A 17,086-nucleotide genomic window follows, 5' to 3' on the forward strand; every position below is an offset into this window, starting at 1 on the left:
GCGATTGCACCTCTCGGCACCCGCAGCCACTGCTAAGCTGAATGGCCATGGGCCCCACCGCCCTCGTCCCAGCGTGCGCTTCCCCTTCAAAAACCCAGCCAGTCAGCACGCCTCATTTTGCATCCCATCAGGAGACAAGCATGCACCGAAGCATCACTCGCGCAGCCACCCTATTCCGCTTGGCCCCCATGGCCTTGGCCTTGAGCCTGGGCTGCGCCCATGCCGCGCCCCAAGCTCCGCTGCTGGAGCAGGCCCAGAAGGAGCAGCAGGCCTACCTGGACACCTTGCGCGACCTGGTGCACATCGAGTCCGGCAGCAAGGATGTGGCGGGCGTGAAAAAGATCGCCGAGTACATTGCCACCCGGCTGAAGGCCCAGGGTGGCAAGGTCGAGGTGGTCGAGCCCAGCGATATCTTTCGCCTCGATGACACGCCCGAAAAGCTCGGCCCCATGGTGCACGCCGAATTCAAGGGCAAGGGCACAAGCCGCATCATGCTGATCGCGCACATGGACACCGTCTATCTGCCCGGCATGATCAAGGATCAGCCGTTTCGCATCGACGGTGACAAGGCCTATGGCCTGGGCATTGCCGACGACAAGCAAGGCGTGGCGCTGATCATGCACATCGTGCCCCTGCTCAAGAAGCTGGGCATCGAGGACTACGGCACGCTCACGGTGCTGATCAATGGCGACGAAGAGATCAGCTCGCCCGGCTCACGCAGCACCATCACTCGTCTGGGTGCCGAGCAGGATGCCGTGTTCAGCTTTGAAGGCGGCGGCACCGACGGTGGCCTGCGCCTGGCGACCAGCGGCATTGGCTCAGCCTATCTGTCGGTACAGGGCAAGTCTTCGCACGCCGGAGCCAAGCCCGAAGATGGTGTGAACGCACTGTACGAGCTCTCGCACCAAATTCTGCAGATGAAGGATTTGTCGCAGCCCGAGAGCGGCCTTAAGCTCAACTGGACCGTCTCCAAGGCCGGCACCAACCGCAATGTGATTCCCGCCGAAGCCACGGCCCAGGCCGATGCCCGCGCCCTGCGCGTGGCCGACTTCACGGCGCTGGAAAAGGCCATGCAGGAGCAGATTGGCAAGCAGCTGCTGCCTGACAGCAAGGTCGAGCTGAAGTTCGAGGTGCGCCGTCCGCCGCTGGAGGCCAATGACACGGCGCGCAAGCTGGCCGCCCATGCCCAGGGCATTTACGAGCAGGAGCTGAAGCTACCCATGAAGGTCATGGACAAGGCCACGGGCGGCGGCACCGACGCGGCTTTTGCCGCGCTCAAGGCCAAGGGCGGCGTGATCGAAGGCTTTGGCCTGTCGGGCTATGGGGCGCACTCCAACAATGCGGAATATGTACAGATCAACACCATCGTCCCGCGCCTGTATCTGGCCGCACGCATGATTCAGGATCTGTCTCGTGGACAGATCAAATAAGCAAATTTAATAGCTTCTTGCGCATGACAAGAAAGCATTTCAGGCAGTTTTCAGCCTGAAACCCAAAAGGGGCTTGCGCTGCAAGCTCCTTTTTTCATAGACACGACATGCTCGGCGCATGCTGCGCAGCCCCGTCAACGGCGACGTATGCGGTAGAGAACATGCTCGGCCAGCGCGTGCTCCTGCGGCACAGCCGGGTGCATGAAGGTCTGCGCATCGGGCTGCATGCCCAGGCGCTGCATCACGGCCTGCGAGGGCTTGTTCAGCACCGCCGTGAACGCCACGACCTCACCCTGCTGCAGCACATTCCACGCAAATTCCAGCGCGGCTTTTGCGCCCTCGGTCGCCAGGCCTTGACCCCAGTATGGGCGGGCCAATCGCCAGCCCACTTCCACACAGGGCGAAAACGGCAGCTCTGGCGCGGGAGTGTGCAGGCCAATCATTCCTGCCAAGCGCCCTGAAGCTCTGTCCTGCACCGCCCAGAAGCCCCAGCCCTGCTTTTCAATCAAGGCCTGGGCCTTGGCGGCCAGGGCGTCGCTGGCCTGTCTGTCCAGCGTGCTGGGGAAGTAGCGCATGACCTCGGGGTCTGCATTCAGCGCGGCAAATTCCGGCAAGTCCTGCGGCTCCCATTGCCGCAGAATCAAGCGAGGCGTGGTCAGTGGCTCAGCCTTCACCACGCAGCTTTTCGATGATGCCGTTGAGCTCATCCAGCGAGCCGAACTGGATGGCGATTTCACCCATTTCATGCGCCTTGCCATGGCGGCGCACCGTCTTCTTGATGCGCACTTCCACATCGGCGGTAAGCAGGTCGGACAGCTCTTCCTCGATGCGCTTCACGTCGCGTGACTTGCCATCTTTCTTGACCGACTTCTGCGCCGTCAGATTGAACTCGGCACCGATTTTCTTGACCAGCGCCTCGGCCTCGCGCACCGACATTTTCTTGGCCGCAATCTGGTTGCCCGCCGTAATCTGCGTGGCGCGGTCCAGCGTCAGCAGCGCACGGGCATGGCCCATGTCGATATCGCCGGCCATCAGCATGGTCTGCACGGGCTCGGCCAGATTCAGCAGACGCAGCAAGTTGGTAGCAGCACTGCGCGAGCGCCCCACAGCCTGCGCGGTCTGCTCGTGGGTCAGACCAAACTCCTTGACCAGACGGGCCAGACCCTGAGCCTCTTCCAGAGGGTTCAGATCTTCGCGCTGAATGTTTTCGATCAGCGCCATGGCGGCGGCGGCCTCATCCGGAACCTCGCGCACCAGCACCGGCACTTCGGCCAGACCTGCCAGATGGGCGGCGCGAAAACGGCGCTCACCGGCAATGATTTCGTACTTGCCCGCGTTCTCGCCCTTGGAGAGCTGGCGCACCAGAATCGGCTGCATGATGCCTTGAGCCTTGATGCTCTCCGCCAGCTCGTACAAGGCCCCCTCGTCCATGCGCGTGCGCGGCTGATACTGGCCGGCCACCATCACATTGAGTGCCAGTGTGCTGGGTAGATTGGCCGGCGAACTGCTGGTCTGTGCATCCTGCTTTTCGCTGACCTTGGGGCCGAGCAGAGCTTCCAGACCACGCCCCAGGCCCTTGGGTTTCTTAGTCACCATTGCTGAATTCTTTCCTTAAAGGGTGAGCAGGAGTTCATGCCCTGCATCCCAGAGTCCCAGCCCGCTGGCCGTATTGATATGGCCCGCAGCACCAGCATTCACAAACCGGCTTCCCCAGCCCTCGGCCATGGCCTGCGCACGGGCCAGAGAGCAGTTCGGATCATTCTCGCTGCCCACCAGTATCGACGGGAAGGGCAGCAACTGCAGCAACACGGGCGACCAGCCGGGCAGCACGGCACGCAGGTTTTCCTGCTCCGTGTCACCGGGCGCAACCAGCAGTGCACCACGCACCTTGGTCTTGGCTACCGGCGCATGGGCCGCCCACCAGGCCACCAGCACGCAGCCCAGGCTGTGCGCGACCAGCGTCACCGGGCGCGGCGCATCGAGCACCAGCTCTTGCAGCTGAATGCTCCAGTCGCCACGCAGCGGATGCTGCCAGTTGTGCTGCTCGAGCCGCTGATAGCCATACTGCTGCTGCCACAAGCTTTGCCAGTGGCTCGCATCGGAGTTCTGCCAACCCGGCAGCAGCCAGACATCCTGAGGGTTCAATGCATCAGATGTCATAGCTGCTCACGCTTGCCAGATAAGGGCTGGAATGCTGTTTCACGTGAAACACTCATATTTTCTTGATGCGCTTGACCATTTCCTGCGCAAACTCAACAAAGGCCTTGCTGCCCTTGGCCGAGGCATCGAAGACCACTCCGGGCAGGCCATAGCTTGGAGCCTCGGCCAGGCGCACATTGCGCGGAATCACGGTATCGAACACCTTGTCGCCAAAGTGTTCCTTGAGCTGATCGCTGACCTGTTGCTGCAGTGTGGTGCGCGGATCGAACATCACGCGCAGCAAGCCGATGATTTGCAAGTCAGGGTTCATATTGGCATGCACCTGCTTGATGGTGTTGACCAGGTCGGTCAGGCCTTCGAGCGCGAAGTACTCGCACTGCATGGGCACGATCACCCCATTGGCGCAGCACAGACCGTTGAGCGTCAGCATGGACAGCGAAGGCGGGCAGTCGATGAGCACAAAGTCATAGTCATCCTTGACTGCGGCCAGCGCCGCTTTGAGCCGCTCGTTGCGGCGCTCCAGCGAAACCAGCTCGATTTCCGCGCCCGAGAGTTCGCGGTTGGCACCCAGCACGTCGTAGCCGACCTGCTCGGATTTCACAGCCGCCTCTTTGACGCTGGAATTCTCCAGCAGCACGTCGTAGACCGACAGTTCCAGCGCGCGCTTGTCTACGCCGGAGCCCATGGTGGCGTTGCCTTGCGGATCCAGGTCAATCAACAGCACGCGCTGGCCGACCTTGGCCAGACCTGCAGCAAGATTGACGGTGGTGGTCGTCTTGCCCACTCCACCCTTTTGATTGGCAACACAGAAAATTTTGGCCATTGAACTTCTCTTTTAGTTGACGGCCAGCTTGAGGCCAAAACCGATCAAAAACACTCCGGCTGTTTTTTCCAGCCACTTCACCACGGCCGGATTGGCACGCAGGCGCTCGGCCAGCACCGTTGTCAAAGCCACGACGACTATGCTGTAGAGCAAGGTAATCAGGGCGACGGTGGCTGCCATCACACCAAAGGTCATCAGCCCCTGATGCTTGGCGGGGTTCACGAACATCGGGAAGAAAGCCATGTAGAAAACGATGGCCTTGGGGTTCATCAGTGTGATCAAAGCACCCTGACGAAAATACTGGCGCGGCTGAATTTCAATCGCCGGGGCATCACCGGGCTTGGCTGTTAGCAGCTTGTAGCCCAGCCAGGCCAGGTAGGCAGCCCCCACCCATTGCACAGCATGAAAGGCTGCCGGGTAAGTGGCCAGCAGCGTGGCAACGCCTGCAACGGCCAGCCACATCAACGCCTGATCTGCCGCCATCACCCCCAGGCAACATGCGATGCCTGCCCTCCATCCGCCCTTGCCTGTGGAGGTAATCAAGGCCAGATTGCCTGGCCCGGGGATCAGCAAGAAGACGGTAACGGCTGCCGCAAAAGCGCCGTAATCAGAGATGCCAAACATTCAAACCCTGCGCGATGGAAAACAGCAAGTTTATGCGAGGGGCATGGCTGGCGCACCGCCTTGCACAGATGTTGCCCGATACGGTGTGTAAAAAGCATTTTTCGCCGTTGCCAGCGGCACCGACACGCCCACCTACGGCCTAGGTCGAAGACACCGTGCAAAGGCCGCCCTGCGGCGAAGGTGTCGTCCCCCTTCTAGGGGGAAGCGGCAAAGCCGCTCAGGGGGTTACTGCAGTTTTAGCCAAATGACGCAGCGCTCGGCATCCAGGCCGGGAACTTGCAGTGGTTCCACGTGAAACACCTTCACATCCGCAGGCAAGGCTGCGATCTCATCATCGGGGTGCTTGCCCTTCATGGCAAACCAGATTCCGCCCTCGGCCAGTGCCTTGCGCGACCAGGTGGTGAAATCCAGCAGCGATGCAAAAGCGCGGCAGCTGATAACAGGATACTGAGTCTTGAGGTTTTCCACCCGGTCGTGGATGCCACGCAGATTAGGCAGGCGCAAGGCCGCGGCGACCTGTTGAATAAAGGCGGCCTTCTTACCCACGGTATCCACACAGTTCACATCGACGTGCGGGCAGCAGATGGCGAACACCACACCGGGCAAGCCACCGCCCGAGCCCACATCCAGCAACGGCAGACGCTTGCCCTCTTCTCGCGGCAAGGTATTCACATGGCGCAGCAAGGCAGGCACGGCTGCCAGGCTATCGAGCAGGTGATGGGTCAGCATCTCCTGCGGGTCACGCACCGATGTCAGGTTGTATACCTTGTTCCACTTTTGCAGCAGATCCATAAAGGACATCAGCAAATCGATTTGCGCCGAGCTCAGCTCCAGCTTCAGTGCCTGGACGCCTTGCTCCAGTTGGGTACGCAAAACCTGACTCATGCGGATGCCTCTTCACTCTGAGCGCTGAAGCCCTTGAAGCCACCCTTTTTCAGATGAACCATGAGCAGCGAAATCGCAGCGGGCGTGACGCCCGAAATACGCGATGCCTGTCCCAACGTTTCGGGCTTGTACTTTTGCAGAATCTGGCGCACCTCAAAAGAAAGCGCAGCGACCTGGGTGTAGTCAAAGTCTGCAGGCATGCGCAAGCGCTCAATATGCGATGCACGCTCCACCTCATCTTTTTGCCGGTCGATATAGCCCGAGTACTTGGCAGCAATCTCCACCTGCTCAATCGCTGGCGCACTGAGCTCACCCAAGGCCTGGGGCTGCATTTCAGCCGATGTGTACTTGCCTTCATTCAGGCTCATGAGCTTGTCGTAGTCCACACCAGGGCGACGCAGCAGGTCGAACAGGTTGTACTCGCGCTCCATGGCCTTGCCCAGCACACGCTCCGCCTCTTCAGCAGCCACGATGCGGGGGTTGACCCAGGTGGACTTGAGGCGCTCTGTTTCACGTGAAACAGCATCGCGCTTGCGACTGAAGGAATCCCAGCGCGCATCATCCACCAGACCCATCTGGCGGCCCACTTCCGTCAGGCGCATATCGGCGTTGTCTTCACGCAACTGCAGGCGGAACTCGGCACGGCTGGTGAACATGCGGTAAGGCTCGGTTACACCCTTGGTAATCAGATCATCAACCAGCACGCCCAGGTAGGCCTCATCACGACGAGGCAGCCACGGACCTTCACCACGGCATTGCAGTGCAGCGTTCAGACCCGCGAACAAGCCTTGAGCCGCAGCTTCTTCATAGCCCGTCGTGCCATTGATCTGGCCCGCAAAGAACAGCCCCTGAATCTGCTTGGTCTCAAAGCTGCTCTTGAGCGATCGCGGGTCAAAGTAGTCGTACTCGATGGCATAGCCGGGACGCAGAATGTGCGCGTTCTCCATGCCCTTCATGCTGCGCACCAGTTCGTACTGGATATCGAAAGGCAGGCTGGTCGAGATACCGTTGGGATAGAACTCGTTGGTCGTCAGACCTTCTGGCTCCAGAAAGATCTGATGGCTTTCCTTGTCGGCGAAGCGATTGATCTTGTCTTCCACGCTGGGGCAGTAGCGCGGGCCCACGCCCTCGATCTTGCCGGTGAACATGGGGCTGCGGTCAAAGCCGCTGCGAATGATCTCGTGCGTGCGCGCATTGGTATGCGTGATCCAGCAAGGCATTTGCTTGGGGTGCATGGCGCGGTTGCCCATGAAGCTGAACACGGGCACCTCACCCTCGTTCACGCCACCGGGCATGCCATCACCGGGCTGCTCATCGCACTGGCTGAAGTCGATGCTGCGGCCATCGATACGCGGAGGCGTGCCGGTCTTCAGACGCCCCTGAGGCAGCTTGAGTTCCTTCAGGCGTGCGGACAGACTCACAGCAGGAGGATCACCCGCACGGCCTGCTGCATAGTTGTTCAGTCCCACGTGAATCTTGCCGTCGAGGAAAGTGCCGGCCGTCAGCACCACAGTGCGGCTGCGGAACTTGAGTCCCACCTGGGTGACGGCGCCCACCACGCGGTCGCCCTCTACCATCAGGTCATCCACCGCCTGCTGGAACAGCCAGAGGTTGGGCTGGTTCTCCAGCGTCTCGCGAATCGCTGCCTTGTACAGAATACGGTCTGCCTGTGCTCGTGTGGCACGTACCGCTGGGCCTTTGGAGCTGTTCAGGATACGGAACTGGATGCCGCCCTTGTCGGTGGCCAGTGCCATCGCTCCGCCCAGTGCGTCCACTTCCTTGACCAGATGGCCCTTGCCAATGCCACCGATACTGGGGTTGCAGCTCATCTGCCCCAGGGTTTCGATATTGTGGGTCAGCAGCAGTGTCTTGCTGCCCATGCGTGCAGCGGCCAGCGCAGCCTCGGTGCCGGCGTGGCCGCCACCGACCACGATCACATCAAATTCCTGTGGGTACAACATATTCTTGCTCCGGGCCATGCCCGGCCCTTGTCCCTGCACGAAGCACCCATGCCTCGGCTCTCATGGCAGGCAGGCATGTGTTTGCTCCATGTCCAGCCCTGCGGGGAACCGACAATTTTCCCACCATTGGCCCAACAATGCCTTGTCAGGGGTTGAGCTTGTTGTTTCACGTGAAACAACAGAGCCAAACCGCAAGCCTAGATGTTTGCCCTGATTGCCCCGTCTATGCATGAAAAATGCAAATGCTCTGTGCTGCAATCCATGAAATGAAGATTCTCATTTTTGCGGGCAGTACCCGCCAGGACTCGTACAACCGCAAGCTGGCCAAAGTCGCAGCCTCCATGGCTGAGCAACAGGGCGCAAAGCCAACTTTGCTGGAACTGTCGGACTATGACATTCCACTCTACAACGCCGACCTCGAAGCTCAGGGAACGCCTGCCGATGTTGTCCGCCTGAAACAGGCTATGCATGACCATGCCGCCTGGATCGTCTGCTGCCCAGAGTACAACGGCAGCTACCCTGCCCTGCTCAAGAATGCCATTGACTGGGCCTCCAGCCCTGTCAAGAACGATCCTCTGTGGTCCGACGGCGTTCTGCCATTTCGCAACAAGGTTGTTGGCATGGCCAGCGCCTCTCCGGGCGGCATGGGAGGCCTGCGCGCCCAGTCACACTTGGCACCATTGCTGCTGAATCTGGAGTGCTGGGTCGCTCCGCGCAGCCATGCCGTCGGTCATGCGGCAGAGGCATTTGATGCATCGGGTCACTTGGTACGTCCTCACAACCAGCAAGGCATGGAGGTCTTGGTGCAACAGGTTCTTTGGGCTGCGCAGCGCCTGCAATAGGTCGGCAAAGGCCTCCTTGATCTGGACTACTGCCATGCAAGCATGCATTTCAGCAGCAACCGGTTTAGCATGAGCGCTTGTCTTTTCAATGCATAGAGAGCCACTCACCATGAAGCTTTACTACAGCCCCGGCGCTTGCTCCCTGTCTCCGCACATCGTGCTGCATGAAGCAGGCCTCCCGTATGAAGCAGTGCTGGTCAGCACCAAGAGCCACAAGCTCCAGGACGGAACGGATTACTACAGCATCAATCCTCTGGGCTACGTGCCTTTTCTGGTGCTCGACGACGGAGACAGCCTGCACGAAGGCCCGGCCATCGTTCAGTATCTGGCCGACCTTGCTCCTGAAAAGAACCTGGCTCCGGCCAATGGCACGATTGGCCGCTACCACCTGCAGGAATGGCTGAACTTCATCAGCACCGAAGTCCACAAGGGCTTCAGTCCCCTGTTCAGCCCTGCAACTCCGGAAGACTTCAAACCCACGCTGCGAAGCAACCTGCTCAAGCGCCTTGGCTGGGTCAACGCACAGCTGTCCAACAAGTCCTATCTGATGGGTGACCAGTTCACCGTCGCAGATGCCTATTTCTTCACGGTCACAGGCTGGGCCCAGTTTGTCGGTCTCGATATTTCTGAGCTCAAGCACATTCAGGCCTACCGCGAGCGCATCCTGGGTCGCCCTGCGGTACAGGCCGCGATGAAGGCAGAAGGCCTGCTGAAGTAAACGCCCTATCTGGATAAAGAAAAAGCTCGGCACTGCCGAGCTTTTTTATGGGTGCTTGATTCGCCGTTCAATTCAAGCGATTGATGCTCGCTTCAGGCATGCTCCTGCAGCCGGGCCTTTTGCACAGGCAAAGCGGCGCTTGAGCCTGGAGCCGAAGGAGCCATGCCCGGTGGGGTTACGCCTCTGGAGCTGTGCCTGAATCCAAAGGCGGCAGAGCCCTCCTCCAGCTTGAACTGATGCACCAGTTGCGCCAGCCTTGCTGCCTGTTCCCGCAGCGATTCAGCCGCCGCCGCAGACTCTTCCACCAAGGCAGCGTTTTGCTGCGTCATGCGATCAATATCACCTACTGCTTGATTGACCTGACCAATGCCCAGAGACTGCTCGCTGGATGCGGCCGTAATCTCGCGAATGATGTCGCCCACCCGCTGAGCGCTGTCCAGCGTTTCCTGCATCGCCTTGCCGGCACTGCCCACCTGACGCGCACCAACATCCACAGTCTGCACACTGGTGTTGATCAGTGACTTGATCTCGCTGGCAGCCTGTGCCGAACGCTGAGCCAGGCTGCGCACCTCGGCTGCCACCACCGCAAAACCACGGCCCTGCTCGCCTGCCCGCGCGGCTTCCACAGCGGCATTCAGGGCCAGGATATTGGTCTGGAAGGCAATGGAATCGATCAGGCCGATGATGTCGCCGATCTTGCGGCTGGAGGCCGATATTTCCTCCATGCTGCGCACGGCCTGACCGACGATTTCTCCGCCCTGTACCGCTGTCGAGGATGCCGAAGATGCCAGCTGATTCGCCAGCTGCGAAGATGACGCCGTCTGCTGCACCGTTGCCGTGAGCTGGGCCAGCGAGGCCACGGTTTCCTGCAAGTTGCTGGCTGTCTGCTCCGTGCGCGCCGACAAATCCTGATTGCCCGTAGCAATCTCCTGGCTGGCAGTGGCAATACTTCCGCTGGCATCTCGAACCTGAGCCACCGTACTGCTCAACGACTGCTGCATTTGCTTGAGTGCCTGCTGCAAATCCGTCAGCTCATCCTTGCCACTGACCGCTGCCTGGTGTGACAGATCGCCACCGGCAATCGTCAATGCCATCTGGCGGGCGACCTCCAGTGGGCGGCAGATGGACAGCATGTTCAATAGCGTCAGCGGGATCACCACCACCAGCGCCAAGATCACGGCCAGCACAAACATCCAGCGAGTCTGGCCTGCCACATTGCGCTCGGCAGCGACCAGAGAATCGGCCTGCTGGCGCAGCAAATCGTCAAGCTGCGCCAGCAGCTTGTCAGCCTCCACCACTTCAGCCAAGGCTTTGCCGCTCATGCGATTGGCCGTGGTGGCAGAGTCATAGCCTCCCGCTTCGAGCTGGCGCGCCACCGGCTCAAAAAACTTTCGATAGTTATCGACATGGCCAATGATGCTTGTGGCCAGTTGTGCGTTCTGAGCATCAGCACCTGTCACAAACTTGCCCAGCGTCTGTTTGGATTTGTCGATGAACATGCCCCACTGCTGATAAGCCTTGCGCACTTCTTCAGGCTTTTCATACTGGATGACCATGTCCTTTTCACTGATGCGAATACCACCGAGCTCCATGCGCAGCTGTGCCATGTAACCGGACTGGACAAAAGCCGTGTTTGCAAACTCCTGGCTCATGCCCTGGATGCGGAGCATGCCCATCATTCCCGCCCCACCCAGCAATGCCAGCAACAGCATCACCACTCCAATGGCACCCAGCATGCGCGTGCGAATCGTGAAGCCCCTCATCATTTCCAACAGATTCATGAATCCCTCTCGACGTTGAATGACTGGCATTGTCGGGCCAGAAGCCTCAAATTGTTTCAAATTGTCAATAGATCTGAAGTAGCTTAGCTTGGAAGCAAGACCACAGCGCTCTTCAATATGACAAGTTCTTATCGACAGCATTTGCGACTTATCAACCCTGTTTGGCTTCGTGTTTTGTCAAAAGCTTGACCTTGTCATGATGTTAGGGTTGAGCATTCACTCACAGAGAGCTGCCATCCCGGCGGACTCATCTTTTGAAGGAGCTATCCATGCAACAAACATTTGAAGTTCAAGGCATGACCTGCGGCCATTGCGAACGTGCCGTCACCAACGCCATTCAAGCGGTTGACGCGCAAGCCCATGTCAAGATTGACCGCGCAGCCAATCGTGTGGAAGTCGAAACCAGCGCCAGCCGCGAAGCCGTGGCAGCAGCCATTGCCGAAGAAGGCTACAAGGTCGCCTGATCCAGGCCCATCCCCAGCGTCAGCAGCCCTCAGGAGACACCAGAAGGCCGCTGACGCGATTTTTCGGAAGTCACCATGCCTACCCCTCACCCAACGCTGAAAACTGCTCAGAACTGGCCTGTTGTCATCGGTGAAGCGGCACGCCGCGCCGGGGTTTCTGCGCGCATGGTTCGGCACTACGAGTCGCTGGGCCTGCTGGCGCCTGTGCATCGCACGGATAGCGGCTATCGGCAGTACACCGAGGCCGACGTGCACACGCTGCGCTTTATCCGCCGCGGACGCGATCTGGGCTTCTCCATGGAAGAGATCGGCACCTTGCTGGGACTTTGGCAAAACCAGGACCGCGCCAGCAGCCAGGTCAAGACCATTGCCCAAAAACACATCACCGCGCTGACGGAGCGCATTGCCGCTATGCAGTCCATGCAGCGCACGCTGCAAAGCCTGGTGCAGTGCTGCCATGGCGATGACCGCCCCGACTGCCCCATTCTTGACGACCTGGCCAGTGCAGATGCCCGGCCTTCGGCTGAGCGCCCATAAGCTGCCACCAGCGGCCGCTGTCACAAGGCGCTCACAAACGCCTGCAGGAGATGTATCGAAGGCCGTTTCACGTGGAACATCCCTGCCTCTCAAAATCGTCAACTGCGAGACGTGCTGCAGTGCAACAAATACTGCAGAATATGCACCGGATTCCGGGGGAGTCTTTCTTCTCCGAATCCTTGTATTTCATCATTAGCCATTGCAGCAGCAATGGAGGAGACAGTTGACATGAACACACGCGACATCTTCGTCGTCAGCGCCGCTCGTACGGCCATTGGTACTTTCGGCGGCAGCCTTAAAGACGTTCCCAACACCCAGATGGCCACCACCGTGGTCAAGGCCGCTATCGAGCGCGCGGGAATTGCAGCCGAAACCGTGGGCCATGTGGTCATGGGCAATGTCATCCCTACAGAAACACGCGATGCCTACCTGTCCCGCGTCGCTGCCGTCGATGCCGGCTGCCCCATCGAAACCCCGGCCTACAACGTCAACCGCCTGTGCGGCTCGGGCCTGCAGGCCATCGTCTCGGCTGCGCAATCCATCGCTTTAGGCGACTGCGAAGTGGCGATCGGTGCCGGCTCCGAATCCATGAGCCGCGGCCCCTACTTCGACCAGGCTTCGCGCTGGGGCGCACGCATGGGCGACGCCAAGAGCATCGACTACATGCTGGGCATCCTGCACGACCCCTGGCAAAAAATGCACATGGGCATCACGGCCGAGAACGTGGCCGAGCGCTACAAGATCAGCCGCACCATGCAAGATGAGCTGGCCGTCATCAGCCAGCAGCGCGCAGCGGCTGCCATTGAGGCGGGCCGCTTCAAGGAACAAATCGTTCCCGTGGAAATCGCCACCCGCAAGGGCGTGATCGTTTTCGACACAGACGAGCATGTGCGCGCCTCCACCACACTGGATACGCTGGCTGGCATGAAGCCCGCATTCAAGAAGGAAGGCGGCACCGTCACAGCCGGCAATGCCTCCGGCATCAACGACGGCGCAGCCGCCGTGCTGATGATGAGCGGCGAAGCCCTGAAGTCCTCGGGCGCCAAACCCCTGGCCCGCCTGGTCGGCTATGCCCACGCGGGTGTGGAACCTGCGTACATGGGCATCGGCCCTGTGCCAGCCACGCAAAAAGTGCTGGCCCGCACCGGCCTTAAGATCGAGCAGATGGACGTGATCGAAGCCAACGAAGCCTTCGCCGCCCAAGCCTGCGCTGTGATCCAGGAGCTGGGCCTGGACCCCGCCAAGGTCAACCCCAATGGCTCTGGCATCTCGCTGGGCCACCCCGTGGGTGCCACCGGCGCCATCATCACCACCAAGGCTCTGTACGAGCTGCAGCGCACCGGTGGTCGCTATGCGCTGGTGACCATGTGCATTGGCGGCGGCCAGGGCATTGCCGCGATTTTTGAGCGCGTCTGAAACGCTGAATTTCAAGCGGTTCAAACCGCTTGAGCCCCTCATCAAAAAAGCCTGCTGGAATCATCCAGCAGGCTTTTTTTAATAGCTGCTTGCGCCTGATTTATCTACATTTCAGGCTCAAAACATGCTGAGTTCATTCATGCTCAAGCGCAACCAGCTATTGTTTTTAAAGTCTTCAAAACGGGGCTTCTTCCGGCGCAGTATCCGCAGGTGCCGTCGCAGGCCCTGTGACCGTGCCCTGGCTGCGTCCCTGCGCCAGTCGCACTGGCAAGGTTTCCGCCGCTGGAGCGGCCTGCAAAGAGGCGGGCAAGCCATCGCCCAGACCCGTGCGCCCTTCTCCACCCAGCGCCTCGATCAGATCGGGGATCAGGCGCGAGAGCTCGCCCGTGGCAATCGTCACATCGGTATCAAAACCACCGTCGTCTTGCGACTGTCCGTCCATCACGGCATCCAGCAGCGCAATCTTCTTGATCTGCAGACCTTCGGTCAGCACAAAGCTCACGCGATCATCCCAGGTCATGGCCAGCTTGGTGGGCAGCTTGCCGTGCTCGATATGCTGGCGCACCTCGTCGATATCGAGCGGGTGGCGCGCATATCGCACCACGGCCTTGGACTCGTCCGCAGCCTTGAGTTCGCACTCGCGGTCGATCGCAAAACCCGCTGGCGGCTCCTGCGTCATCAGCCAGTGCGCCATGGCGGCCTGCGGGCTGGTCTGGGTGTCGACCAGCGCCACCGCAAAGCCCGGCAGTCCTTCCACCAACAGCGTCACGATCTCGTCGGCACGGCCCTGGGCGCTGGTGTCCAGCACCAGGGTACGCGCCTGCGGATCGATCCAGACCCACATGCTGCCCTGCTTGGTGAACGCCATGGGCAACAAGTCCAGCTTGGCCTCGTCCTTGAGTTCCTTTTTCTCTTTCTTGCCGGGCTTGCGACCTTCGGTTTTTTCGATGTGCTCGGCCTTTTCGTTGACCTTGCGGTTGAGCACGCTGGCGGGCAGCATCTTGGACTCGCTCATGAAGCGCATCACCCATTGCCCGGCCACGGATTCGGCCAGCGGGCCGTGCTGCTCGCCACGCGGCGGAACCCAGCCCACAGAGCGCTCCTGCGTGGCACCGCACTCGGCAAATACCGTCTTTTGCAGCGCATCTTCCAGCACCTGCAGATCGCCCTGCCAGCCTTCGGCAATGCGATAAACAATCATGTTCTTGAACATCAAAAACCTTTGCTAAATCTTCAGTCGACCTGCGAATTTCAACGTTGAAATCACGCGAAAAAAAGCGGCTGCCAACGCAGCCCATGCATGCATTGTTGCGCAGCTGCAGCCACGCAAACTTATCAATACTTTACAGAGCGGCTGCAAAACCTCACGCCGCAGAAACATGGGGCCCTCACACTTCAGTCATCCGCTGCCGAATGCCTTTCAAGCGAAGGATCTAGCGGCTACTTCTTCCACTTCATCTGAAAAGGAAATAGACATGACCCGCTTTCGCCAAACACTGACCGGTGCCGCTGTTGCCACTGCCCTGCTCGCTTCCCTGAGCCTGCCCAGCTTTGCCCAGACTACGGCTCCCGCAGAGCCCGCAGCCGCTGCCCAGAAGGCCTCCGAACACCACAAGCACCATCATGGCGACAAGCGTAGCCATCGCATGGAGCACATGAAGCAGCGCATGGAAAAGCTCAAGACCGACCTGAAGCTGACTGCGGCCCAGGAAAGCGCCTGGACCACCTACACCGACTCCATGAGGCCCGGTGAGCGCCCTGCCCGTGGCGACCGTGAAGCCTTTGCCAAGCTGACCACCCCAGAGCGCATCGACAAAATGCGTGAAATGCGTGCCAAGCGCAACGCAGAGATGGACCGCCGTGCAGAAGCCACCAAGGCCTTTTATGCCCAGCTGAATGCAGAGCAGCAAAAGACCTTCGACAGCGCCACCCTGCGCATGCACCAAGGCCCTGGTAAGCACGGTGGCCACCACCGTCATGCAGGCAAGCCCGGCCAAGAACGCCCAGCTCCTGCACCCGCCAAAGCCCAGTAAATACTGATATGGCGACAAAGCCCTCTGATGAAAATCAGAGGGCTTTTTTCATGCCATTGGCAACTTGACTGACTGCAGCCACCCGCCTTTGCCGACAGGCAATTTACACACAAGAATCTACTGTTATATCCACAGCACTTTCAGCATCGGCAACGCCCCAACGGCCCTCAATCCATTGCGGCAATGCATGCAATTGGAGGGACTTGAATATGAATTCGTTAAAGATTGCCAGCTATTGCAGCGCAATGCTGCTGAGCCCACTGCTATGCAGCCAAAGCTTTGCACAACCTGTACAAAACAATACCCTCTATGTTCAGTACGGGCAGGCTGCTCACAGCGCAGATAGCTGGGCGCTAGGCATCACCATCCCCTGGAGAGACTGGAATTACGCCCTGGGTTCGGGACTGGTCACCGGCTATTGGGATATCTGGGGCGGACAGTGGTCGGGCGACTACCAGGGCCGCAACCGTGCAACCTGGGTCATTGGAGCCAAACCCACCTTGCGCTGGCGTCCCAATCAGGGCCAATCCCCCTGGTTCATGGAAGCAGGCGTGGGGGTGAGCTATGCCATCAACCACCGCTACCAAACGGACCACAAGGACTTCTCCACCCGATACAACTTCGCAAGCCATATAGGCATCGGATACTTGTTCGGCGAGCAACGCAAAAACGAAGTCAGCTTTCGGCTGGAACACCACTCGAATGCAGGCATCAAGAGCCCCAACCCTGGAGAAAACTTCATTCAGATTCGCTACGCCCGGCACTTCTGACGCAGCAACTTCATCTCCAACCGACAAGCCACTTTAAGTGGCTTTTTTCATGCCTGTCCTTTGCCAAAAGGATTGTGGATAAACATGGTGATAAAAATCATTAAAAACCAATGTTTTCCACAACTGGATGTATCGCCCAAAAGTTTCTCCCAAAACAAGGACAGCAGGAGCCTCTATCGGAGCACAGCTTTTAACAAAGGCTAAGTCGTTGTTTTACTTATAAATTAATAAGTTATCAACAGTTAAGTAGGATACTTACTACTATTACTATTGAAAAAAGTAAGACTAGGAATAACAACTTCAGTGAAAGTTTTCACAGCATACACGGATGCTTTGGACAAAAAAAATGTCCGACAAATTCATGTCGAACACTTTTTAAAAAGTCACACGCTCGCCAAGCTATGTGATGAGAAGTCATATATCAAAGTTATTCACTATAAAAAAAATAGCGTTATGTACTTATAGATAAAGGATTTAAGGCTACCTCAATAGTTTTTTATAAGGGCTGCCAGAATGTGGACAAGCATGTATGAATTTCAGTGTTTTCCACAGATATTCATCAATAGGGCAAGTTGTTCAAGTCTGGAAGACAGCAGCAGCCTCTACTTGTCTCCATGCTTACACCCTAGAAAAGTGCTTGAT

At 58.8% G+C, this 17,086-nt stretch carries 17 protein-coding genes; 8 read left to right on the plus strand and 9 right to left on the minus strand.

The annotated features are described in order from the left end of the window. Positions 1-140: 140 nt before the first annotated feature. Complete coding sequence (locus AC2I9W_RS16260) at positions 141-1,430, plus strand: M20/M25/M40 family metallo-hydrolase (protein WP_486410965.1); 1,290 nt, start codon at positions 141-143, stop codon at positions 1,428-1,430. A gap of 134 nt (positions 1,431-1,564) precedes the next feature. Here AC2I9W_RS16260 and AC2I9W_RS16265 read toward each other — a convergent pair whose 3' ends face one another. The 7 genes from AC2I9W_RS16265 to mnmG form a co-directional block, all read right to left on the minus strand. Beyond that, positions 1,565-2,107 carry a GNAT family N-acetyltransferase gene (locus AC2I9W_RS16265; protein ID WP_486410966.1) on the minus strand — a complete coding sequence of 181 codons (543 nt, stop codon included), beginning with the start codon at positions 2,105-2,107 and terminating at the stop codon, positions 1,565-1,567. Continuing rightward, entirely contained in the window at positions 2,094-3,026 is a 933-nt protein-coding gene (locus tag AC2I9W_RS16270) for a ParB/RepB/Spo0J family partition protein (protein ID WP_158388510.1), read from the minus strand. Before AC2I9W_RS16270 ends, AC2I9W_RS16265 begins: the two co-directional genes overlap by 14 nt. A gap of 15 nt (positions 3,027-3,041) precedes the next feature. After that, a complete protein-coding gene (locus AC2I9W_RS16275; RefSeq protein WP_486410967.1) occupies positions 3,042-3,590 on the minus strand; it encodes an RBBP9/YdeN family alpha/beta hydrolase in 549 nt (182 codons plus the stop codon). A gap of 52 nt (positions 3,591-3,642) precedes the next feature. Then, positions 3,643-4,413, minus strand: coding sequence for a ParA family protein (locus tag AC2I9W_RS16280; protein ID WP_486410968.1), 771 nt, complete (start codon positions 4,411-4,413; stop codon positions 3,643-3,645). Positions 4,414-4,425: 12 nt separating this feature from the next. Further along, positions 4,426-5,037 carry a LysE family translocator gene (locus AC2I9W_RS16285; RefSeq protein ID WP_486410969.1) on the minus strand — a complete coding sequence of 204 codons (612 nt, stop codon included), beginning with the start codon at positions 5,035-5,037 and terminating at the stop codon, positions 4,426-4,428. Positions 5,038-5,262: 225 nt separating this feature from the next. After that, positions 5,263-5,922: a 16S rRNA (guanine(527)-N(7))-methyltransferase RsmG gene (rsmG, locus tag AC2I9W_RS16290; protein WP_486410970.1), complete on the minus strand. Its 660-nt coding sequence runs from the start codon at positions 5,920-5,922 to the stop codon at positions 5,263-5,265. Beyond that, a complete protein-coding gene (gene mnmG, locus AC2I9W_RS16295; protein WP_486410971.1) occupies positions 5,919-7,883 on the minus strand; it encodes a tRNA uridine-5-carboxymethylaminomethyl(34) synthesis enzyme MnmG in 1,965 nt (654 codons plus the stop codon). Before mnmG ends, rsmG begins: the two co-directional genes overlap by 4 nt. Positions 7,884-8,149: 266 nt before the next feature. Here mnmG and AC2I9W_RS16300 point away from each other — a divergent pair, with 266 nt between their 5' ends. Beyond that, on the plus strand, positions 8,150-8,725 hold the full coding sequence (locus AC2I9W_RS16300; protein WP_486410972.1) for an NADPH-dependent FMN reductase: 576 nt from the start codon (positions 8,150-8,152) through the stop codon (positions 8,723-8,725). Positions 8,726-8,834: 109 nt separating this feature from the next. Then, the gene (gene gstA / locus AC2I9W_RS16305; protein ID WP_486410973.1) at positions 8,835-9,443 is read left to right on the plus strand and encodes a glutathione transferase GstA; all 609 of its coding nucleotides are present in this window, start codon (positions 8,835-8,837) and stop codon (positions 9,441-9,443) included. A gap of 92 nt (positions 9,444-9,535) precedes the next feature. Here gstA and AC2I9W_RS16310 read toward each other — a convergent pair whose 3' ends face one another. Then, the gene (locus AC2I9W_RS16310; protein WP_486410974.1) at positions 9,536-11,224 is read right to left on the minus strand and encodes a methyl-accepting chemotaxis protein; all 1,689 of its coding nucleotides are present in this window, start codon (positions 11,222-11,224) and stop codon (positions 9,536-9,538) included. Between the two features lie 269 nt (positions 11,225-11,493). Here AC2I9W_RS16310 and AC2I9W_RS16315 point away from each other — a divergent pair, with 269 nt between their 5' ends. From AC2I9W_RS16315 to AC2I9W_RS16325, 3 genes are all read left to right on the plus strand, one after another. Further along, the gene (locus AC2I9W_RS16315; RefSeq protein ID WP_486410975.1) at positions 11,494-11,688 is read left to right on the plus strand and encodes a heavy-metal-associated domain-containing protein; all 195 of its coding nucleotides are present in this window, start codon (positions 11,494-11,496) and stop codon (positions 11,686-11,688) included. Between the two features lie 75 nt (positions 11,689-11,763). Then, a complete protein-coding gene (gene cueR, locus AC2I9W_RS16320; RefSeq protein ID WP_486410976.1) occupies positions 11,764-12,225 on the plus strand; it encodes a Cu(I)-responsive transcriptional regulator in 462 nt (153 codons plus the stop codon). A gap of 228 nt (positions 12,226-12,453) precedes the next feature. Then, positions 12,454-13,641, plus strand: a complete 1,188-nt coding sequence (locus AC2I9W_RS16325) for an acetyl-CoA C-acyltransferase family protein (protein ID WP_486410977.1) — start codon at positions 12,454-12,456, stop codon at positions 13,639-13,641. Between the two features lie 175 nt (positions 13,642-13,816). Here the strand turns inward: AC2I9W_RS16325 and AC2I9W_RS16330 are convergent, their stop codons facing one another. Further along, on the minus strand, positions 13,817-14,854 hold the full coding sequence (locus AC2I9W_RS16330; protein ID WP_486410978.1) for a recombination-associated protein RdgC: 1,038 nt from the start codon (positions 14,852-14,854) through the stop codon (positions 13,817-13,819). Between the two features lie 262 nt (positions 14,855-15,116). Here AC2I9W_RS16330 and AC2I9W_RS16335 point away from each other — a divergent pair, with 262 nt between their 5' ends. Then, a complete protein-coding gene (locus tag AC2I9W_RS16335; protein WP_486410979.1) occupies positions 15,117-15,674 on the plus strand; it encodes a Spy/CpxP family protein refolding chaperone in 558 nt (185 codons plus the stop codon). 209 nt (positions 15,675-15,883) lie between these two features. Beyond that, positions 15,884-16,444 (plus strand): acyloxyacyl hydrolase, encoded by a 561-nt coding sequence (locus tag AC2I9W_RS16340; RefSeq protein WP_486410980.1) that lies wholly within the window; start codon positions 15,884-15,886, stop codon positions 16,442-16,444. Positions 16,445-17,086 lie beyond the last annotated feature (642 nt).

It is taken from the genome of Comamonas sp. FUJ_7 (assembly GCF_057369555.1).

What these genes read in the sequence shown, in the direction of transcription:
- AC2I9W_RS16260 (WP_486410965.1), top strand. Translation starts at nt 141, where the DNA reads ATGCACCGAAGCATCACTCGCGCAGCCACCCTATTCCGCTTGGCCCCC.
- AC2I9W_RS16330 (WP_486410978.1), bottom strand. Translation starts at nt 14,854, where the DNA reads ATGTTCAAGAACATGATTGTTTATCGCATTGCCGAAGGCTGGCAGGGC.
- cueR (WP_486410976.1), top strand. Translation starts at nt 11,764, where the DNA reads ATGCCTACCCCTCACCCAACGCTGAAAACTGCTCAGAACTGGCCTGTT.
- AC2I9W_RS16340 (WP_486410980.1), top strand. Translation starts at nt 15,884, where the DNA reads ATGAATTCGTTAAAGATTGCCAGCTATTGCAGCGCAATGCTGCTGAGC.
- AC2I9W_RS16335 (WP_486410979.1), top strand. Translation starts at nt 15,117, where the DNA reads ATGACCCGCTTTCGCCAAACACTGACCGGTGCCGCTGTTGCCACTGCC.
- mnmG (WP_486410971.1), bottom strand. Translation starts at nt 7,883, where the DNA reads ATGTTGTACCCACAGGAATTTGATGTGATCGTGGTCGGTGGCGGCCAC.
- rsmG (WP_486410970.1), bottom strand. Translation starts at nt 5,922, where the DNA reads ATGAGTCAGGTTTTGCGTACCCAACTGGAGCAAGGCGTCCAGGCACTG.
- AC2I9W_RS16310 (WP_486410974.1), bottom strand. Translation starts at nt 11,224, where the DNA reads ATGAATCTGTTGGAAATGATGAGGGGCTTCACGATTCGCACGCGCATG.
- AC2I9W_RS16280 (WP_486410968.1), bottom strand. Translation starts at nt 4,413, where the DNA reads ATGGCCAAAATTTTCTGTGTTGCCAATCAAAAGGGTGGAGTGGGCAAG.
- AC2I9W_RS16270 (WP_158388510.1), bottom strand. Translation starts at nt 3,026, where the DNA reads ATGGTGACTAAGAAACCCAAGGGCCTGGGGCGTGGTCTGGAAGCTCTG.
- AC2I9W_RS16315 (WP_486410975.1), top strand. Translation starts at nt 11,494, where the DNA reads ATGCAACAAACATTTGAAGTTCAAGGCATGACCTGCGGCCATTGCGAA.
- AC2I9W_RS16325 (WP_486410977.1), top strand. Translation starts at nt 12,454, where the DNA reads ATGAACACACGCGACATCTTCGTCGTCAGCGCCGCTCGTACGGCCATT.
- AC2I9W_RS16275 (WP_486410967.1), bottom strand. Translation starts at nt 3,590, where the DNA reads ATGACATCTGATGCATTGAACCCTCAGGATGTCTGGCTGCTGCCGGGT.
- gstA (WP_486410973.1), top strand. Translation starts at nt 8,835, where the DNA reads ATGAAGCTTTACTACAGCCCCGGCGCTTGCTCCCTGTCTCCGCACATC.
- AC2I9W_RS16285 (WP_486410969.1), bottom strand. Translation starts at nt 5,037, where the DNA reads ATGTTTGGCATCTCTGATTACGGCGCTTTTGCGGCAGCCGTTACCGTC.
- AC2I9W_RS16300 (WP_486410972.1), top strand. Translation starts at nt 8,150, where the DNA reads ATGAAGATTCTCATTTTTGCGGGCAGTACCCGCCAGGACTCGTACAAC.